General features: G+C 63.6%; 16 protein-coding genes and 1 riboswitch. Of the genes, 7 read left to right on the top strand and 9 right to left on the bottom strand.

Annotated features, from left to right (window positions below; translation table 11 throughout):
• Positions 1–23 precede the first annotated feature (23 nt).
• Complete coding sequence (locus AU465_RS19710) at positions 24–452, bottom strand: cupin domain-containing protein (RefSeq protein ID WP_192251548.1); 429 nt, start codon at positions 450–452, stop codon at positions 24–26.
• Between the two features lie 130 nt (positions 453–582).
• Positions 583–1,350: a hydroxyacylglutathione hydrolase gene (gene gloB / locus AU465_RS19705; protein ID WP_192251545.1), complete on the bottom strand. Its 768-nt coding sequence runs from the start codon at positions 1,348–1,350 to the stop codon at positions 583–585.
• A 99-nt stretch (positions 1,351–1,449) separates the two neighbouring features.
• Between gloB and AU465_RS19700 the strand changes: the two genes are divergently transcribed.
• From AU465_RS19700 to AU465_RS19690, 3 genes are all read left to right on the top strand, one after another.
• Positions 1,450–2,232, top strand: a complete 783-nt coding sequence (locus AU465_RS19700) for a class I SAM-dependent methyltransferase (protein WP_192251541.1) — start codon at positions 1,450–1,452, stop codon at positions 2,230–2,232.
• Between the two features lie 107 nt (positions 2,233–2,339).
• Entirely contained in the window at positions 2,340–4,163 is a 1,824-nt protein-coding gene (locus tag AU465_RS19695) for an ABC transporter ATP-binding protein/permease (protein WP_192251539.1), read from the top strand.
• A gap of 52 nt (positions 4,164–4,215) precedes the next feature.
• Complete coding sequence (locus AU465_RS19690; RefSeq protein ID WP_192251536.1) at positions 4,216–5,013, top strand: DUF1194 domain-containing protein; 798 nt, start codon at positions 4,216–4,218, stop codon at positions 5,011–5,013.
• Positions 5,014–5,228: 215 nt separating this feature from the next.
• On the opposite strand, the gene AU465_RS19685 is transcribed toward AU465_RS19690, so the two are convergent.
• From AU465_RS19685 to metX, 5 genes are all read right to left on the bottom strand, one after another.
• Positions 5,229–6,164 carry a glycosyltransferase family 2 protein gene (locus AU465_RS19685; protein ID WP_192251533.1) on the bottom strand — a complete coding sequence of 312 codons (936 nt, stop codon included), beginning with the start codon at positions 6,162–6,164 and terminating at the stop codon, positions 5,229–5,231.
• 202 nt (positions 6,165–6,366) lie between these two features.
• Positions 6,367–7,356, bottom strand: a complete 990-nt coding sequence (locus AU465_RS19680) for a glycosyltransferase family 2 protein (protein ID WP_192251530.1) — start codon at positions 7,354–7,356, stop codon at positions 6,367–6,369.
• 118 nt (positions 7,357–7,474) lie between these two features.
• Positions 7,475–8,299, bottom strand: coding sequence for a Stf0 family sulfotransferase (locus tag AU465_RS19675; RefSeq protein WP_192251527.1), 825 nt, complete (start codon positions 8,297–8,299; stop codon positions 7,475–7,477).
• On the bottom strand, positions 8,248–8,862 hold the full coding sequence (gene metW / locus AU465_RS19670) for a methionine biosynthesis protein MetW (RefSeq protein ID WP_192251524.1): 615 nt from the start codon (positions 8,860–8,862) through the stop codon (positions 8,248–8,250). The genes AU465_RS19675 and metW overlap by 52 nt, the downstream gene beginning before the upstream one ends.
• Positions 8,859–10,028 carry a homoserine O-acetyltransferase MetX gene (metX, locus tag AU465_RS19665; RefSeq protein WP_192251521.1) on the bottom strand — a complete coding sequence of 390 codons (1,170 nt, stop codon included), beginning with the start codon at positions 10,026–10,028 and terminating at the stop codon, positions 8,859–8,861. The genes metW and metX overlap by 4 nt, the downstream gene beginning before the upstream one ends.
• Before the next feature lie 92 nt (positions 10,029–10,120).
• A riboswitch (SAM riboswitch) is annotated at positions 10,121–10,198 on the bottom strand.
• A gap of 151 nt (positions 10,199–10,349) precedes the next feature.
• Between metX and hisC the strand changes: the two genes are divergently transcribed.
• Both hisC and AU465_RS19655 read left to right on the top strand, forming a co-directional pair.
• On the top strand, positions 10,350–11,453 hold the full coding sequence (gene hisC, locus AU465_RS19660) for a histidinol-phosphate transaminase (RefSeq protein ID WP_192251518.1): 1,104 nt from the start codon (positions 10,350–10,352) through the stop codon (positions 11,451–11,453).
• Positions 11,454–11,459: 6 nt separating this feature from the next.
• Entirely contained in the window at positions 11,460–12,398 is a 939-nt protein-coding gene (locus tag AU465_RS19655) for a prephenate/arogenate dehydrogenase family protein (RefSeq protein ID WP_192251515.1), read from the top strand.
• 11 nt (positions 12,399–12,409) lie between these two features.
• On the opposite strand, the gene AU465_RS19650 is transcribed toward AU465_RS19655, so the two are convergent.
• Together AU465_RS19650 and AU465_RS19645 are read right to left on the bottom strand one after the other, a co-directional pair.
• Positions 12,410–13,336 carry a sugar kinase gene (locus tag AU465_RS19650; protein ID WP_192251512.1) on the bottom strand — a complete coding sequence of 309 codons (927 nt, stop codon included), beginning with the start codon at positions 13,334–13,336 and terminating at the stop codon, positions 12,410–12,412.
• 7 nt (positions 13,337–13,343) lie between these two features.
• Positions 13,344–14,342, bottom strand: a complete 999-nt coding sequence (locus tag AU465_RS19645; protein ID WP_192251509.1) for a DUF2125 domain-containing protein — start codon at positions 14,340–14,342, stop codon at positions 13,344–13,346.
• A 124-nt stretch (positions 14,343–14,466) separates the two neighbouring features.
• On the opposite strand from AU465_RS19645, the gene AU465_RS19640 reads away from it, so the two are divergent.
• Together AU465_RS19640 and AU465_RS19635 are read left to right on the top strand one after the other, a co-directional pair.
• A complete protein-coding gene (locus tag AU465_RS19640) occupies positions 14,467–15,009 on the top strand; it encodes a gamma-glutamylcyclotransferase (RefSeq protein WP_192251506.1) in 543 nt (180 codons plus the stop codon).
• Positions 15,010–15,260: 251 nt separating this feature from the next.
• On the top strand, positions 15,261–16,208 hold the full coding sequence (locus AU465_RS19635; RefSeq protein ID WP_192251503.1) for an aldo/keto reductase: 948 nt from the start codon (positions 15,261–15,263) through the stop codon (positions 16,206–16,208).
• Positions 16,209–16,267 lie beyond the last annotated feature (59 nt).

Below are 16,267 nucleotides of genomic sequence, written 5' to 3'. Positions count from 1 at the left end.
AAACCGGTAACCACTTTTCGGGATCATGCTCGCGGCTGCCAGCCCGGCTCGGCAAGCTCGAAAGCTGCGAAGTCGAAACCCGGCGCCACCGTGCAGCCGACCAGCGTCCATTCGCCGAGGCTGCGCGCCGACTGCCACCAGTTAGCCGGCACGACGACCTGCGGCCGCTCGCCCGCGGCAAGTGCCGCGCCGAGCACCTGTTCGATGACGGCGCCGGAGCCTTCCTCATGCATGGCGAGCGCCAGCGGCGCGCCGGCATAGAAGTGCCAGACCTCCGCCGCATCCTTCACCCGGTGCCAGGCCGAAAGCTGGCCTTTCTCCAAAAGGAAATAGATCGCGGTGGAATGGCTGCGCGGGCCTCCCGAGGCATCGCGAAAAGTCTCGGCATACCAGCCGCCTTCGGGATGCGGCTGGAGGCCCAGCGTTGCGATGATTTCAGCGGCGCTGGTCATGCAAAGAGGTCTTTATTTTGATGCAGGTCTCGCCCCAAAACCGCGCGGTCTCTCTTTTAACGCAATTCCGGACGGAAAACCGTTTCACACTTTTCCTGGAATTGCTCCGCGCACTTTTGGGCGACATGCATTAGAAATGGTCCTTGCGCTTGCGAATCTCCGCGAACACTTCCGCGTCGCTCGCCCTCTCCATGCCGAGATGCTTGCGGATCGCCGGGTCGTGCCAGCGCAGGAACGGATTGGTCGACAGTTCCTGGCCGATCGTCGTCGGCAAGGTCGGCTTGTTGTCGGCGCGCAGCGCCTCGATCCTTGCGGCGCGTTCCTTGAGCGCTGAATTGCTGGGGTCGACGGTCAGCGCGAAGCGGGCGTTCGCCAAAGTGTATTCGTGGCCGCAATAGATGACGGTCTCGGCCGGAAGCGCGGCAAGCTTCTTCAGCGACTCGTGCATCACCGGCGGCTTGCATTCGAACAGCCGGCCGCAGCCCAATGCAAACAGCGTGTCGGCGGTGAAGGCCACCTTCGAGGCCGGCAGATGGTAGGAGACATGGCCGGCGGTATGGCCGGGCGTCTCGATGACCTCGATCCTTTCCTCGCCAAGGCGGATGACGGAGCCTTGCCTGACGGTCTGGTCGATGCCAGGGATCTTCGCCTTCTCGGCTTCCGGCCCGATGATGGTGAGCTTGAAACGCTCCTTCAGGGCCAGATTGGCTTCGACATGGTCGCCATGGTGATGCGTGGTCAGGATCATGGTCGGCGTCCAGCCGGCGCGCTTGATAGCGGCCAGGATCGGGGCTTCCTCCGGAGCGTCGATGATCGCCGTCTGCCCGCTTTCGGGGTCGTGAACCAACACGCCGAAATTGTCGGTGCGGCACATGAACTGTTCGATTTCGACCGGCATCTCGGCGCTCTCCGTTATCGCCGCAGACATAGGGCGCCCGGGCGCCGATGTCATCCGCCTTTGTTGAACTCGTCATTCATCGCGGCTACCGTCCGGCGCATGCATTCCGATATCGTCGATCTCCGCTCCTTCTATTCGACCACGCTCGGGCGCCTTGCCGAGCGCGCGATCACCATGGCGCTGTCGTCGATATGGGCAACCGTTCCGAACGAACGCCTGGTCGGCCTAGGCTACACGCTGCCCTGGCTGGAGCGCTTCGGCACCGACGCCGAGCGCGTCTTTGCCTTCATGCCGGCAACGCAAGGGGCGGTGGTGTGGCCGGCGACGGGACCGACGGCGACCGCGCTCGTCTTCGACGAGGAATTGCCTCTGGTCGATTCCTGCATCGACCGCATGCTGCTGGTCCATTCGCTCGAACATGTCGAGAATCCACGCGAGACGCTGAACGAGATCTGGCGCGTGCTGTCGCCGGCGGGCAGAGTCGTCATCGTGGTGCCCAACCGGCGCGGCGTCTGGGCGCGCTTCGAGCACACGCCCTTCGGCAACGGCCGGCCGTTCTCGCGCGGCCAGCTCACCGAACTGCTGCGCGAGGCGAATTTCACGCCGGCCGCATGGTCGGACGCGCTCTTCTTCCCGCCGTCGCCACGGCGCTTCATAATGCAGTTCCACAACGTGCTGGAGCGGGCCGGCCGGCGGTTCTGGCCGATCTTCTCCGGCGTCATCGTCGTCGAGGCGCAGAAGCGCCTCTACCAGGGTGTGCCTGTCGCGCAGCGCGCCTCGCGCCGCGTCTTCGTGCCGGTCTTCTCGCCGCAGGGCGCGACACGGCTTGGCCGGCAAACTTCCGATATAATACCCCGGACCAGGCGAGTGACGCGTTCGTGATCGGGGCCGAGCCTTGCGCCGCAAGGCAATCATCACCCTATCTCAGGGACGGGTTCGGGGCGCGGCTTCGACGCTGATGACCATTCCCGAAAGCAGGGATCTCACATATGGACTACCAAGCGGATGACAAGCCCGGCGCCGGACAGGCGGCGTTCTCGGTCGAGTCGAGCAGCCTCTCCGACCAATTGGCGGCGATCAGGCTGGCGCTGAAGACGTCGCCGGTGCGCAGGCAGCTCCTGTGGGCCTCGATCGGCATTGTCGGCGTCATCGTCGCGACCTCGATCGGGCAGGTCCTGCTCAACCGCTGGAACCAGCCCTTCTACGACGCCCTGGCGCGGCGAGACCTGCCGGGTTTCCTGCACCAGTTGATGGTATTTGCCGCAATCGCCGGCAGCCTCCTGGTGCTCAATGTCGGCCAGACCTGGCTCAACCAGACGATCCGGCTGAAGTTGCGCGAGGCGCTGACGCTCGACCTCATCGATGAATGGATGCGGCCGGCGCGCGCCTTCCGGCTCACCCATGCGGGCGCCATCGGCGTCAACCCCGACCAGCGCATGCAGCAGGACGCCGGGCATCTCTCCGACCTGTCGACCGATCTCGGCGTCGGCCTGTTGCAATCCTTCATCCTGCTTGTGTCCTTCATCGGCGTGCTGTGGGAGCTATCTTCCGGCTTCGTCTTCGATGTCGGCGGCCATTCGCTGGCAATACCCGGCTACATGGTCTGGGCGGCGATCCTGTATGCCGGCATCGCCTCCTGGCTGAGCTGGCTGGTGGGCCGGCCGCTGATCCGGTTCAACAGCGATCGCTACACGCGCGAGGCGGTGCTGCGCTCCTCCATGGTCCGCGTCAACGAGAATGTCGATGCCATCGCGCTCGCCCATGGCGAGGCGGACGCCAGGCGGCAGCTGGAGTTCGATCTCGGCAGCGTGCTCGGCGCCATGCGACGCATCTACGGCGCCCAGATCAACCTGTCCTGGGTCACCGATGCCTATGGCTGGATCACCGTGGTGGCGCCGATCCTGGTCGCGGCACCGGTCTATTTCGCGGGCGATATCAGCTTCGGCGGATTGATGATGGCGGTCGGCGCCTTCAACCAAGTGAATTCCTCGCTTCGCTGGTTCATCAACAATATCGGCGCCATCGCCGATTGGCGGGCAACGCTGATGCGCGTCGCCGACTTCCGCATCGCGCTCGGCGAAACGGACATCCTGCACGCCAAGGAAAAGCGCATCGAGTTCATTGAAAACGCGAATGGCAAGCTGACATTCGACAAGCTCGAGGTCGCCTCGCCCGATGGCTGCACGAGGCTTGCCGAGACGGATGTCGAGATAAAGGCCGGCGAGCGCGTCATGATCACCGGCGATCCGCGCGCCGGCAAGACGCTGTTCTTCCGCGCCATTGCCGGCCTCTGGCCGTGGGGAGGCGGCCGCATCGGCATGCCGGCAGGCGAGAGGCCGTTCTTCGTGCCGCGCACGCCCTATTTCCCGCTCGGCACGCTGCGCGACGTGCTCAACCATGCCGAAGGCGCCGGGGTCGACGACGCCGAGATTTCCGCGGTGCTCGGCGAAGTCGGCCTGGAGCGCCTGTCGTCCCAGCTCGACCGCCCGGCGCGCTGGGAGCATGAACTGGCCGACGACGAGCAGCGGCTGCTCGCCTTTGCCCGGCTGGTGCTGAGGAAGCCGAAATGGGTGATCATCGACGAAGCGTTGGATACATTCGACGGCGCCACGCTGCGGCGCGTGCTGGCGATGCTGCAGGCCAGGCTGCCGGACGCCGCCATCCTCAATATCGGGCGCGGCCTGCACAACAACCAGTTCTTCCCGCGCGCGCTCACCATCGTCAAGGACAGCGGCCGATCGGCGCTCAAGCCCGCCCGCCTTCGCGCCGACGCGATCGAACCGCCACCAACTGCAGCGCGCGCCAGGAAATAGCTTTATTTCGCCGCGTTCGCCGGGAAGAATCCCGGCGTGGTGGGAGCCTGCCATGCTCAAGCTGCTCAGCCTGCTTGCATGCCTTGCCTGCGCCGAGGTAGCGCCAATGCCTGCAATCGACAGCACTGCCATCGATGTCGAACTGGTGCTGGCCGTCGACATCTCGCAATCGATGGACGAAGGGGAGTTCGCTCTGCAGCGCGCCGGCTATGTCGAGGCGCTGCGCCATCCAAACTTCATCAGCGCGGTGCGCTCGGGCCCGAGGGGCCGCATCGCGCTCGCCTATTTCGAATGGGCGGGCGTCGTGCGCGACGACGGCGTGATCGCCTGGCAGGTCATCGACGGCGCGGACAGCGCCAACGCCTTCGCCGACAAGATCGCGGGCCGTCCGTTCCGGAGCTTTCGCGGCACCTCGATTTCCGGCGCTCTCGGCTTCGGCGCCGGGCTTCTGGAGAAAAACGGTTTTTCGGCGTCGCGCCGGGTCATCGACATATCGGGAGACGGGCCCAACAATGCCGGGCTGCCTGTCGCCCTGACCCGCGATGCGGCTTTGGCCAAGGGCATTGTGATCAACGGCCTGCCGATCCTGATCAGTCCGTCGCCGAGCATCAGCCGTCTCGACCGCTACTATGCCGATTGCGTCACCGGCGGCCCAGGTTCGTTCGTGCTACCGATCTACGCGGCGTCCGAATTCTCGACCGCGATCCGCCGCAAGCTGATCCAGGAAGTGAGCGGCGTCGGTGATGCCGAAAGCATCCGCGTCGATGCGGAGGCGCCGACCGACTGCCTGCTTGGCGAGCGGCTGCGGCAGCGGTTTTCCGATCCGTATTTTCCGGAGTTGGACAGGTGAGCCGGAGCGGCCAGGCGCTCCAATTTTTGTTTTTCGCAATTCCGGACGGAAGGCTACCGGCGAAGTCGCCGAGCCTAACCGCTGCGCTTTTCCTGGAACTGCTCTAAAGCGTATCGCGCTGAAACGGATTCAGGCGACACGCTTTAAGTCTTTGTTTTGATGCATGTCGTTCTCCCAAAACCGCTGCGCACTTTTGGGCGACTGCATTGGCGCCCTTAGGCCGCCCGGGCGCCGTATTTGGCGCGGAACTCGTCATAGCAATCGCGGCGCCAGCGCCGGCCGACGACATAGCCGCGCAGCAGTTCGGCTGGCGAGTAACCGAGCGCCTTGGACGACCGGTTGGCGAGATAGCCCGAAAATGCCTGCGGCAGCCTGCCCTTCAGGATGTCGGCTATGATCTGGCGTGCGATCATATAGGGCGGCACGTCGGGATAGCGGTCGGCGATGTAAGGGTGCTTGTCGATCAGGTTGGCATAGGCCTCGACATAACCGTCGCGTCGGCCGGAAATCGAATTTTCCGAATTGTACTTCTTCCAGTCGATATCATCCGACAGCAAGGCGCCGCTACGGTTGGCAAAACGCAGCAGCAGCTCGCGGTCCTGCATGCGCGTGATGTCGCTGTCGAAGCCGCCGATCGCAAGCAGCGATTCGTGCCGGGCGGTGATCGCCGAGCCGGCGATGAAGATCGTCTGCGAGACCAGGGCGCGCTGCAGCGTGCTTTTGTCGAGCAAGGCCTGGCGGTTGATGCATTTGGTGCTGCGGTTGCCTTTCACCGAGATGAAGGAACTGATCAGCACTTCGAGCGAAGGGTTTTTGTCGAAATGCGACAGCGTCCGGTCCAGGCGGTCGGGCAGATAGACATCGTCCGAATCAAGGAAGGTCACGATCGGCGCCCGCGCGCGCTCGATGCCCGCGTTGCGCGCGGCATTGGCGCCGCGCCATTTCGCGCCGACATAGATCAGTCGGGGATCGCGAATTTCGGCGAGCGCCAGGGCCGTTCCGTCGGTCGAACCGTCGTCGACGACGATGTGCTCGAAGCGGGTAAGTGTCTGGGCAAGAACGCTTTCCACCGCGCGCACAACCTGGCTGCGCCGGTTGTGCGTCGGCGTGATCACGGTGATCAGCGGAGCTGTGTCGGAAGCGGGCGGCATCTAACTTTCATTATCGGGCGGATAAGCGATGACCGGATGGATCTCGCACCTGCCCTTCCATGTCCGCCCCCCGCATGGATTCGATGAAACGCTACAGAAAAGAGTGATCTATGTCACCTAAAGCGTCGCGTCGGAACCAAGTTCAAACCGTATTCCTCAAAATCATGCGGTTTGAAAGCAACACTTTGCGGGCGATTTGTCCTTAACTGTGGCCCACATAGTCCGGCACGATCTCGATCTCGTCGCGAACGAGGCCGGCTGCGAGGCTGAAATGGCCGAAAAATGCCAGAGTGTAAAAGGCCAGGCCGACCGCCAGTGAAAACGGAATCTGCCAGATCGGCATGCCTGTTTGCGGCGCATGACCAATCACGCGTCGTGTCGTGCGCCACGACATCGTCCCCCAGCGTGTGAACGATTTGACGATACGCTGGGCGCGGGTGGGGGAATGGAGCTCGACGAATTTTCGGTCGGCATCCCTGCCGGTCACCAGCGCCCGCCAATAGAAGAACCGCCAGCCGCGCGGCGAGTAGTGATAGACGCGCGCATCGACATTGACGATCTCATGGCCCTCGCGCCAAAGCAGGTGCATCAGCAGCGTGCAGGAAACCTTGAAGCCGTTATGTGCCGGGAACGGATGGCTGGCAATCCAGTCGCGTTGGAAGGCAATGTTGTTGGCATTGATCGCACGTTTCGAAGCGAACCTTTCGTCCCCCCGGGCCATCGGGAAGAACCAGATCAAAGCAAAGGTTCGCGAGAAAAAATCGTCGTAGGAAAGATAGGTATGCCCGTTTACGCAGAGGGTTTCCGGGTGTTGGAAGGGCTTCAGCAGAGTTGAGAGCCAATCCCGCTCGGGGACGGTGTCGGAATCCAGGAAAACGACGATGTTTCCTTCGGTCAAGGGCACGCCATTGTTCTTGAGGTCGTAATACCGACCGCCGGAGCAGGCGGCGAATGTCAGTTCGGCGACTTGCATCAGTTGAGGCGATTCAGCTTCGATGCTCGCTTGCAGCAAATCGGCGTCCGAATCAGGCCCGCTATGCGACACGACAACTTTCGGCCTTGCAAAACCAGTTGCAGAAACGGCAGCAATTTCACGCGCCAGGGCCTTCAGGCCCACGCCGATCTCGTCCCAGTCAATGGATTTGGCATTCTCCATCTCCACGACGATCGAATAGGTTGGATGTTCAGCCATAGAGTTAACCACCACCAGCTTATCGGGATAGTCGCTATAGCCCTGAGCGTATGCTGTCAAACGATCAAAGGCGCCATTCTATTTGCGAGTTTCCGCTTCGATTGCGGTTCACCGATTGCTAGTTCTTCAAGAAGCCACGGATATAGTTTTTTCCGTGCCGGAAGCTCGATGAGTCGGTATATTCAGACAGGAAACGCTTTCTCCATTCGTCGTTGATCGCGTCGCGCTGGATTTCGAGACCTGACTCGAGGTTCGTTCCCCAGACGGGCTCTACACCTGCCAGCTGCGCGATCTTCTTGAGGCTTCCAACCGGATCTTGCTGAACTTGCTCATAGGTCAACGCAAGAAAAGGCAGTCCGTTTTTCGCGAACCAAGCATCCCAAGCCAAATTCTCCATCAAAATCTTCTCAAGCGACTCTGCAATCGCTCTGCTGTCGTAGCGCGGCGGTGCATGACTGGCTTCAGTGGAGCGGAATCTGCGGGTTTGCCGCGCGCGTGCCCAGGAGATCGCTTGGCCCAGCAGATCGCTGCGCGTCAAGCGCACATAGCGCGGGTTCGGAAGACTAGCCGGCAGGTTCACCTTCTTGGCCACTTGAGCGAACTGGCTCGCAAAGAGCTTAATCGCGTAGACTCCAGAAGAGGACCGTCCCTCCGTCAACGCACGAAGAAGCTGGGCGCTCGGTTCGCGCGGGTAGCCGGGCAGCTCAAGCAGCCGGCGACCGCCAAACCATTCCAGTGGATTGCCCAACCCGGCCGAAGCCATCAGTCCTGCAAGATGATTGCTGCCGCTGCGCGGTGAGGTGCAGACGAGGATTCCCGCCCGTATCTCCGACAGAATGTCCGGAGGGATTTTAACGGCCGGCGGCGACCGACGAAAAAGATGCATCCCGATCATCGCTTCAGCAAAAACACCGCCTGCTGGCCGAAGAAATTCCAGAACCACCAGGGCATGGACAGGCCGATCTTCTGGCCGTTGGCGTCGAGCGCGGTCGCCTTCTCGACCGTCGCGCCGAGCTCCTCGCACAAATTGACGAAGTCGCGGATGGTGCAGAAGTGGATGTTCGGCGTGTCGTACCAGGAATAGGGCAGGTCCTTGGTGACCGGCATCCTGCCCTTGATCAGCAGCGAGAAGCGCACGCGCCAATGGCCGAAATTGGGAAAGGAGACGATGGCGCGGTTGCCGATCCGAAGCAGCTCGTCGAGCACCAGCTTGGGATTGCGGGTCGCCTGCAGGGTCTGCGACAGCACGACGAAGTCGAACCCCTTGTCGGGATAGAATTCGAGATCCTTGTCGGCGTCGCCCTGGACGACGGAAAGGCCGCGCGCCACGCATTCGTTGACGCCGCGCTGCGACAGCTCCAGCCCGCGGCCGTCGACCTGCTTGGCCTCCTGTAGGAGTTCCAGCAGCAGGCCGTCGCCAGAGCCGACATCGAGCACGCGCGAATGGGCCGGGATGAGACCGGCGACGACCTCGAGATCGACGCGTTGGGCACGATTGACGCTCATAGGCTGAGCCCCCTGGCGCGGGCGGCCGAGGCGATGAAGCCGTTGATGGCCGCGAACAGTTCCGGCTCGTCGAGCAGGAAAGCGTCGTGGCCGCGATCGGTCTCGATCTCGACGAAGGAGACGGAGGCGCCGGCGGCGTTCAGTGCATGCACGATCGAGCGGCTTTCCTCGGTCGGGAACAGCCAGTCTGATGTGAAGGACACCAGGCAAAACCGCGTCTTCGTGCCGGCGAAGGCGTCGGCCAGCCGTCCGCCATGGTCGGCGGCAAGGTCGAAATAGTCCATCGCGCGCGTCAGATAGAGGTAGGAGTTGGCGTCGAAGCGGTCGACGAAGGTCATGCCCTGGTGACGCAAATAGCTTTCGATCTGGAAATCGGCGTCGAAACCGAAGGTGAGCGCCTCGCGGTCCTGCAGGTTGCGGCCGAACTTGCGGTGAAGAGCCGCCTCCGACAAATAGGTGATGTGGGCGGCCATGCGCGCTACGGCGAGCCCCTTTTCCGGACGCCTGCCGAAATCGAGATATTTGCCGCCGTGCCAGTCCGGATCGGCCATGACGGCCTGCCGCCCGACCTCGTGGAAGGCGATGTTCTGCGAGGAATGGCGGGCGCCGGTGGCGATCGGCAGCACCGAGAAGACGCGCTCCGAATGGCTGGCGGCCCATTCCAGCACCTGCATGCCGCCCATCGAGCCGCCGAGCACGCAAAACAGCTTCTCGATGCCGAAATGGTCGACCAGCATCAGCTGCGCGCGCACCATGTCGCGGATGGTGATGATCGGCAGGTCAAGGCCGTAGGGCCTGCCTGTCGCCGGATTGGTCGAGGCTGGCCCGGTGGAGCCGAGGCAGCCGCCGATGACGTTGGCGCAAATGACGAAAAAGCGGCTGGTGTCGATGATCTTGCCAGGGCCGATCAGCACCTCCCACCAGCCCGGCTTGCCGGTCACGGGATTGGCGTTGGCGACATGCTGGTCGCCGGTCAGCGCGTGACAGACGAGGATGGCGTTGGAGCGGGCGTCGTTAAGGGTGCCGTAGGTCTGGTAAGCGACCTGGAATGGCGACAGCACCGTGCCCGCATCGAGCCTCAGCGGCTTGTCGGGCCCGAACTGCAACACCGGGCTCGACGGCCGGTCGGCCTCGTTGTTGGTCCTTGCAGCGCGCTGAGCGGCCATTGCGTTCCCCATCCAGTCCGTATCGATCTCGCCGATGCGGTGTCCGGCCGGCAGCGGACAACAAAAAACCGGCTTGCCCTCGCAAAGCCGGTTACAGGTTGCAAACGGCCCTTTAGCGAATTGTTTAACGTGGCTGCAAGCCGACCGGCCAAATCACCACGGGAAGTCCGGCTGCTCTTCTAGGACCAGCGCCGCGCTTCGTCAACGGGCAGCAACTTGAGATCGGCATCTCGGCGCGAGCGCCGGCACTCGACATTCCGGGCCATGGCCTGTATTTCCGCAGCGGCCTCCGGACGGACGCCTTCTCGACGGATTTGTGACATGAAGCAGGATCAGCCACGTCCGACGCCCCGCGCGGGCATCATGGACATCGAGGCCTACGTGCCTGGAAAAAGCACGGCGCCGGCCGGCGTGACGAAGGTCTACAAACTGTCGTCGAACGAGAATCCGCTCGGGCCTTCGCCGAAGGCGATCGAGGCGGCGCGTGAAGTGGCGGCGAAGCTCGACGTCTATCCCGACGGCTCCGCCCGCCGGCTGCGCGAGGCGATCGCCGACGTGCATGGCCTCAACGCGGCAAACATCATCTGCTCCAACGGCTCCGACGAGATTCTTGGGTTGCTCGCGCAGACCTATCTCGCGCCGGGGGATGAAGCCGTGTTCACCGAACACGCCTTCATGGTCTACAAAATCTACATTCAGGCCGCCGGCGCCAAACCGGTGGCGGTCAAGGAAACCGACGAGCGCGCCGACATCGATGCGATCCTCGCCGCGGTCACCCCGGCGACGCGGATCGTCTTCCTTGCCAATCCCAACAATCCGACCGGCACTTACGTGCCTTTCCAGGAAGTGCGCCGGCTGCATGCCGGATTGCCGAAGAACGTGCTCCTGGTGCTCGACGCGGCCTATGCCGAATATGTGCGGCGCAACGACTATGAAGCCGGCATCGAGCTGGCCGGCAGTTCCGAAAACGTGGTCATGACACGCACCTTCTCCAAGCTCGGCCTCGGCGGCGCGCGCATCGGCTGGATGTACGGACCTGCGCATATCGTCGATGCGATCAACCGGGTGCGCGGCCCCTTCAACGTCAATGCGACTGCGATCGAGGCCGGCATCGCGGCCATCCGCGATCGCGCCCATGTCGAGCGCAGCGTGGCGCATAACGAGAAATGGCTGACCTGGGTCAGCGAGCAGGTGACCCTGCTCGGGCTGCGCGTCACGCCCAGCGTCGGCAATTTCGTGCTGATCCATTTTCCCGACGACAAGAGGCATTCGGCGGCGGCTGCGGACGACTATCTCGGCGCACGCGGCTATATCCTGCGCCGCGTCACCGGCTACGGCTTCCCCAACGCGCTGCGCATGAGCATCGGCACCGAAGAGGCCAATCGCGGCGTCGTCGAAGCGCTGACGAGTTTCCTGAAAAGCTAGAGCACCATGACATCACCGATGTTCGAAAGAATAGCGCTGGTCGGCATCGGCCTGATCGGCTCGTCGCTCGCCCGCGTCATCCACCGCGAGCGGCTTGCCCGCCATATTGCCATCGCGACTCGCAGCCAATCGACGCTCAAGCGCGCCGAGGAGCTTAATCTCGGTGATTCCTACACGACCGATGCCGGGGAAGCGGTGCGCGATGCGGATCTCGTCATCGTCTCGGTTCCGGTCGGTTCGTCCGGCGAGGTCGCCGCCGAGATCGCGCCGGCGCTGAAGAAAGGCGCCATCCTGACCGATGTCGGCTCGACCAAGGCCTCCGTCATCGCACAGATGCAGCCGCATGTGCCCGACGGCGTGCACTTCATCCCCGGTCATCCGCTGGCGGGCACCGAAAAATCCGGGCCGGATGCCGGCTTCGCCGACCTCTTCGACAATCGCTGGTGCATCTTCACGCCGCTGCCGGGCACCGATCTTGAGGCGCTGGAGAAGCTGTCCGAATTCTGGCGGCGCTGCGGCTCGAACATCGACACGATGGACCCGCAGCATCACGACATGACTTTGGCCATCGTTTCGCATCTGCCTCATATCATCGCCTACAACATCGTCGGCACCGCCGATGATCTGGAATCGGTGACCAAGACGGAAGTCATCAAATATTCCGCTTCCGGTTTTCGCGACTTCACCCGCCTGGCGGCGTCCGACCCGACCATGTGGCGGGATGTGTGCCTGCACAACAAGGATGCGATCCTGGAAATGCTGGCGCGCTTCTCGGAGGATCTGGCCTCGCTGCAGCGGGCGATCCGCTGGGGCGACGGCGAAAAGCTGTTCGACCTCTTCACCCGCACGCGCGCCATCCGCCGCTCGATCATCGAGGCCGGCCAGGACATCGACGTGCCGGATTTCGGCCGCCAGGCGGTCGAACATCCAGCTTCCAAGACCTGAGCATTCTCAGCCTATAATGACGGCCAGTAGGCCGCCATCATGGCCTGTGTCTCGGCCCTGTCCGGCGCGCCGAGCCGGCCGCCGAAGCGCAGGCATTTGAGCGCGGCGGCGGCGCTGGCAAAGCGCAGCGCCTGCTCGGGCGGCATGGCTTCGGCAAGGCCGACGGCAAAGGCGCCGTGGAAGACGTCGCCGGCGGCGAGCGTATCGACCGCCTTGACCTTCGGCGCCTCGACATGGCGAACGCGGCCGGTTCCCCGGTCATGCCACCAGGTGCCGGCAGCGCCGCCCGTCACCGCGACAAAGGCGTCGGTGCGCGAGGCGAGATCGGCGCAGGCGCTTTCCGGATCGAGCGCGTGGCCACAGACGATCCGCGCCGCCGGCTCCGATGCGACGATATGCGAGGCCAGCGGTAAGAGCCTCTCCAGCACCTCGACCGGCGCAGTGTCGGCGTCGAGGATCGCCGGAAGGTCGGCGTCCCGCGCGGCGGTCAAGGCGAGCGCTGCTGCGCCCGGCCAGCGCACATCCACCAGCACGGCGTCGAAGGCGGAAAGATCGGCAAGCGGCAGGGAGTCGGGGTCAGCTTGCGCCTTGCGATCGTAGAAGGGAACGATGACGCGCTCGCCATGGGCGTCCACCAGGATTGCGGCCAGCGCCGAGCGCGCGCCGGCAACGCGCCGGATCAGGCTGCAGTCGACCCCTTCCGCTTCTATCTCGGCGATCAGCCTGTCGCCGACCGCGTCGTCTCCGGCGCTCGCCCAAAGCGACACGTCGGCGCCGAGACGATGTGCGGCGCATGCGGCGCTCGTCGCCATGCCCGAGGCGATCTGGACACCGTCGGCGGCAATGAACTTGCCCTGATGCGTGGGGAGCGTCTCGACACGCAGGATCGTGTCGAGCGTGAAGGCGCCGACACTGAGCAGTTTGACGGGTCTTGGCATCGTCGGCCTACTCTACCGGCTTGATCTTGCCGAGCGGGATGAAGCCGAGCGAAGCCTTGCCTTTGACGATCTTGAGGGGCATGGACGGCTCGCTGCCGAGCATGGCAATGCCGGCAAAACCCTGCTCGATTTCATTTTTGTGCTCGGGGATGGCGCCGGCGAGGATGGCCGCCACCGCCTTGGGATCCTTGAGCTTGATCTTCAGGTTGGCATCGATCAGGCCGTCCGCGTCGACCGAGACCGGTCCGGACACGGTGACGCGCGCCGTTCCCGACGACAGGTCGAGCCTGGCAATGTCGATCGCCTGGCCGCGCAGGCTTTTCGGCGGCGCCGCAATCAGCGCGACGCCGTTCTTCACTGTCGCTTCGCCGGCGCCGTCGAGTTCCGGCAGCGCACGCCCGCCGATCGCGTCGGCGTCGATCTTCAGATCGCCAAAGCTGCCGGTATAGACGATGTCCTGGCCGTTCGGCTGCAACTGGCCAGCCGCCTGGCCGGCGCTGAACAGCTGCACGGGATCGGTGTCGTCGGCCGGATCGGTCTGTCCGGACAGGCCCTCTGCCTGCAGCGAAATCAGCCTCGGAAGCGGCCATGACAGTTTGACCGCAGCGTGCAGTTGGTCCCAGTCGAGCCACAGCGGCGGCATGCCTGGCGCGACAGTCCGCAACGGACCGCGCAGGTCCGCCACGGGCGACAAGGGCTGGGTGAACCGAGCGACGGCGTTAAAATCGCCGGTCGATGCCGCGACATTCCGGGCATCGTCCTGATAGGCCAGGCTGTCGCAGGCGACAGCGAAGCTCAGCGGATAACCGCTGACCGTGAGGTTGGCGCAGTCGGCCTTGATGCCTTTGCCTCCAAGCTCGACCACCGCCCGCTCCGCCTCGGTCTTGACCCGGCCGGCGAGATAGAACCATCCGCCGCTGTAGAGCGCGAACAGCACCAGGATGAACGCGGCAAGCCAGAACAGCCGGCGGCGAGGTTTGCGCGATCGCTCGTCACTTGACGTCATGCTGCGGCTCTCGTTAACCCCTCATGCGGCGAGCGGGCTGTTAATCTCACGCACAACAAGCGGGGACGGAAGAAACACCTTATCGGTGAGATGTCGTCACTCGAATGCGATCAGGCTTGGCGATATGGGCGATTTTTGGGTTTTTGGCTATGGGTCGCTGATCTGGCGGCCGGGATTCGCACATGTCGAGACGCGGCGCGCCCGTCTTTACGGCTATCGCCGGTCGCTTTGCGTCTATTCCTTCGTGCATCGCGGCACACGCGAGAGGCCGGGCCTGGTGCTGGGACTCGACCGCGGCGGCTCCTGCATTGGACTCGCCTTTCGCGTGCCCGGCGATTTGCGGAACGAAGTGCTTTCCTATCTGCGCGAACGCGAGCTGGTGACCAGCGTCTATCTCGAACGCAGCCTCGACGTCCGGCTCGATGGGAACGGCGCGGCGGGGACAGGCGGCGGAACGGTCGAAGCGGTCGCCTACATCGTCGACCGCGCGCATGAGCAATATGCCGGCGGGCTCGACGCCAACCATGCGGCAAAAGTCGTGCGCGGCGCGGTGGGTCAGTCGGGCAGGAACGAGGACTATGTCTTGAGCACGGTGGAGCATCTGAAAGCGCTCGGCATCCGCGACCACTGGCTGGAAGAGGTGGGGCGGCGGGTAACGCCTTCGTGAAGGGCATTTCCGGCGAAAACGAGATCGCCTCCAATGCTCTATCTCTTTGTTTTTACGCAATCCCGGACGCAAAGCTACGGCGAACCCGCCGAGCCTGACTCCTGCGCACTTTTGCTGGAATTGCTCTGGCCCGATCAAAAAGCAAAACCATGCCTTTGACCTCAGCAAGGCACGAACTAGCTTAACGGCAATCCATCCTTTGGGCCATCCTTTGGGCGTCGAGGCCCATCCCAGCATCACGGAGAGCAATCTTGCAGAAACGCCGTCTCGGTCGCACCGACCTTTCCATCGCGCCGCTGGTCCTGGGAGGCAACGTCTTCGGCTGGACCGCCAACGAGAAGACCTCGTTCGACCTGCTCGACCGGTTTGCCGAGGCCGGCTTCAACGCCGTCGACACGGCGGACGCCTATTCGCGCTGGGCGCCGGGCAACAAGGGCGGCGAATCCGAAACCATCATCGGCAACTGGATGAAGAGCCGCGGCAACCGGGACAGCGTCGTCGTCATCACCAAGGTCGGCTCCGACATGGGCCAGGGAAAAAAAGACCTCTCCGCGGCCTATATCGAAAAGGCGGTCGATCAATCGTTGAAGCGGTTGCAGACCGACGTCATCGACCTTTATCTGTCGCATTGGCCGGACCCGGCCACGCCGTACGAGGAAACGCTCGGCGCCTATCAGCGCCTGCTCGAGAAGGGCAAGATCCGCTATCCAGGCTGCTCCAATCTCGATGCCGGACAATTGCGCGCGGCCCTCGACGTTGCCAGCCTGCGGAGCCTGCCGCGTTATGAGGTTCTGCAGCCTGAATACAATTTGTACGACCGTTCTTCGCTGGATGGCCCGCTGCTCGATCTCTGCAAGGGGGAGGATCTCGGCGTCATCACCTATTTCAGCCTCGCCAAGGGATTCCTGAGCGGTAAATACCGCAGCAAGGCCGATTTCGGCCAGAGCGAGCGCGGCGAAGACGTGGCTGAGTATCTCAACGAGCGGGGCATGCGTATCCTGTCCGCGCTCGATGCCGCGGCAGTGCGCCATTCGGCCAAGCAGGCGGAAGTGGCGCTCGCCTGGATCATGGCGCGGCCGGGCATCACCGCGCCGATCGCCAGTGCCACGACGCCCGCCCAGATGGACAGCCTGATCCGCGCGGCTTCGATCAAGCTTTCCGCCGACGATATGGCCGCGCTGGACCGCGCCAGCGCCTGACAGAATCGGTCGCGCAAGGCCGCGCACGATCGTCCAAGACCTTTGCGGGAGCCTCACGA

It is taken from the genome of Mesorhizobium silamurunense (assembly GCF_014843905.1).
Classification (GTDB): domain Bacteria; phylum Pseudomonadota; class Alphaproteobacteria; order Rhizobiales; family Rhizobiaceae; genus Mesorhizobium; species Mesorhizobium silamurunense.
Note: the sequence above shows the minus strand (reverse complement) of the source record. Positions and strands in the feature narration are given on the sequence as shown.

Bases quoted from the DNA above. Each gene is read 5' to 3' on its own strand.
- AU465_RS19710 (WP_192251548.1), bottom strand. From the start codon at position 452: ATGACCAGCGCCGCTGAAATCATCGCAACGCTGGGCCTCCAGCCGCAT.
- gloB (WP_192251545.1), bottom strand. From the start codon at position 1,350: ATGCCGGTCGAAATCGAACAGTTCATGTGCCGCACCGACAATTTCGGC.
- AU465_RS19700 (WP_192251541.1), top strand. From the start codon at position 1,450: ATGCATTCCGATATCGTCGATCTCCGCTCCTTCTATTCGACCACGCTC.
- AU465_RS19695 (WP_192251539.1), top strand. From the start codon at position 2,340: ATGGACTACCAAGCGGATGACAAGCCCGGCGCCGGACAGGCGGCGTTC.
- AU465_RS19690 (WP_192251536.1), top strand. From the start codon at position 4,216: ATGCTCAAGCTGCTCAGCCTGCTTGCATGCCTTGCCTGCGCCGAGGTA.
- AU465_RS19685 (WP_192251533.1), bottom strand. From the start codon at position 6,164: ATGCCGCCCGCTTCCGACACAGCTCCGCTGATCACCGTGATCACGCCG.
- AU465_RS19680 (WP_192251530.1), bottom strand. From the start codon at position 7,356: ATGGCTGAACATCCAACCTATTCGATCGTCGTGGAGATGGAGAATGCC.
- metW (WP_192251524.1), bottom strand. From the start codon at position 8,862: ATGAGCGTCAATCGTGCCCAACGCGTCGATCTCGAGGTCGTCGCCGGT.
- metX (WP_192251521.1), bottom strand. From the start codon at position 10,028: ATGGCCGCTCAGCGCGCTGCAAGGACCAACAACGAGGCCGACCGGCCG.
- hisC (WP_192251518.1), top strand. From the start codon at position 10,350: ATGAAGCAGGATCAGCCACGTCCGACGCCCCGCGCGGGCATCATGGAC.
- AU465_RS19655 (WP_192251515.1), top strand. From the start codon at position 11,460: ATGACATCACCGATGTTCGAAAGAATAGCGCTGGTCGGCATCGGCCTG.
- AU465_RS19650 (WP_192251512.1), bottom strand. From the start codon at position 13,336: ATGCCAAGACCCGTCAAACTGCTCAGTGTCGGCGCCTTCACGCTCGAC.
- AU465_RS19645 (WP_192251509.1), bottom strand. From the start codon at position 14,342: ATGACGTCAAGTGACGAGCGATCGCGCAAACCTCGCCGCCGGCTGTTC.
- AU465_RS19640 (WP_192251506.1), top strand. From the start codon at position 14,467: ATGGGCGATTTTTGGGTTTTTGGCTATGGGTCGCTGATCTGGCGGCCG.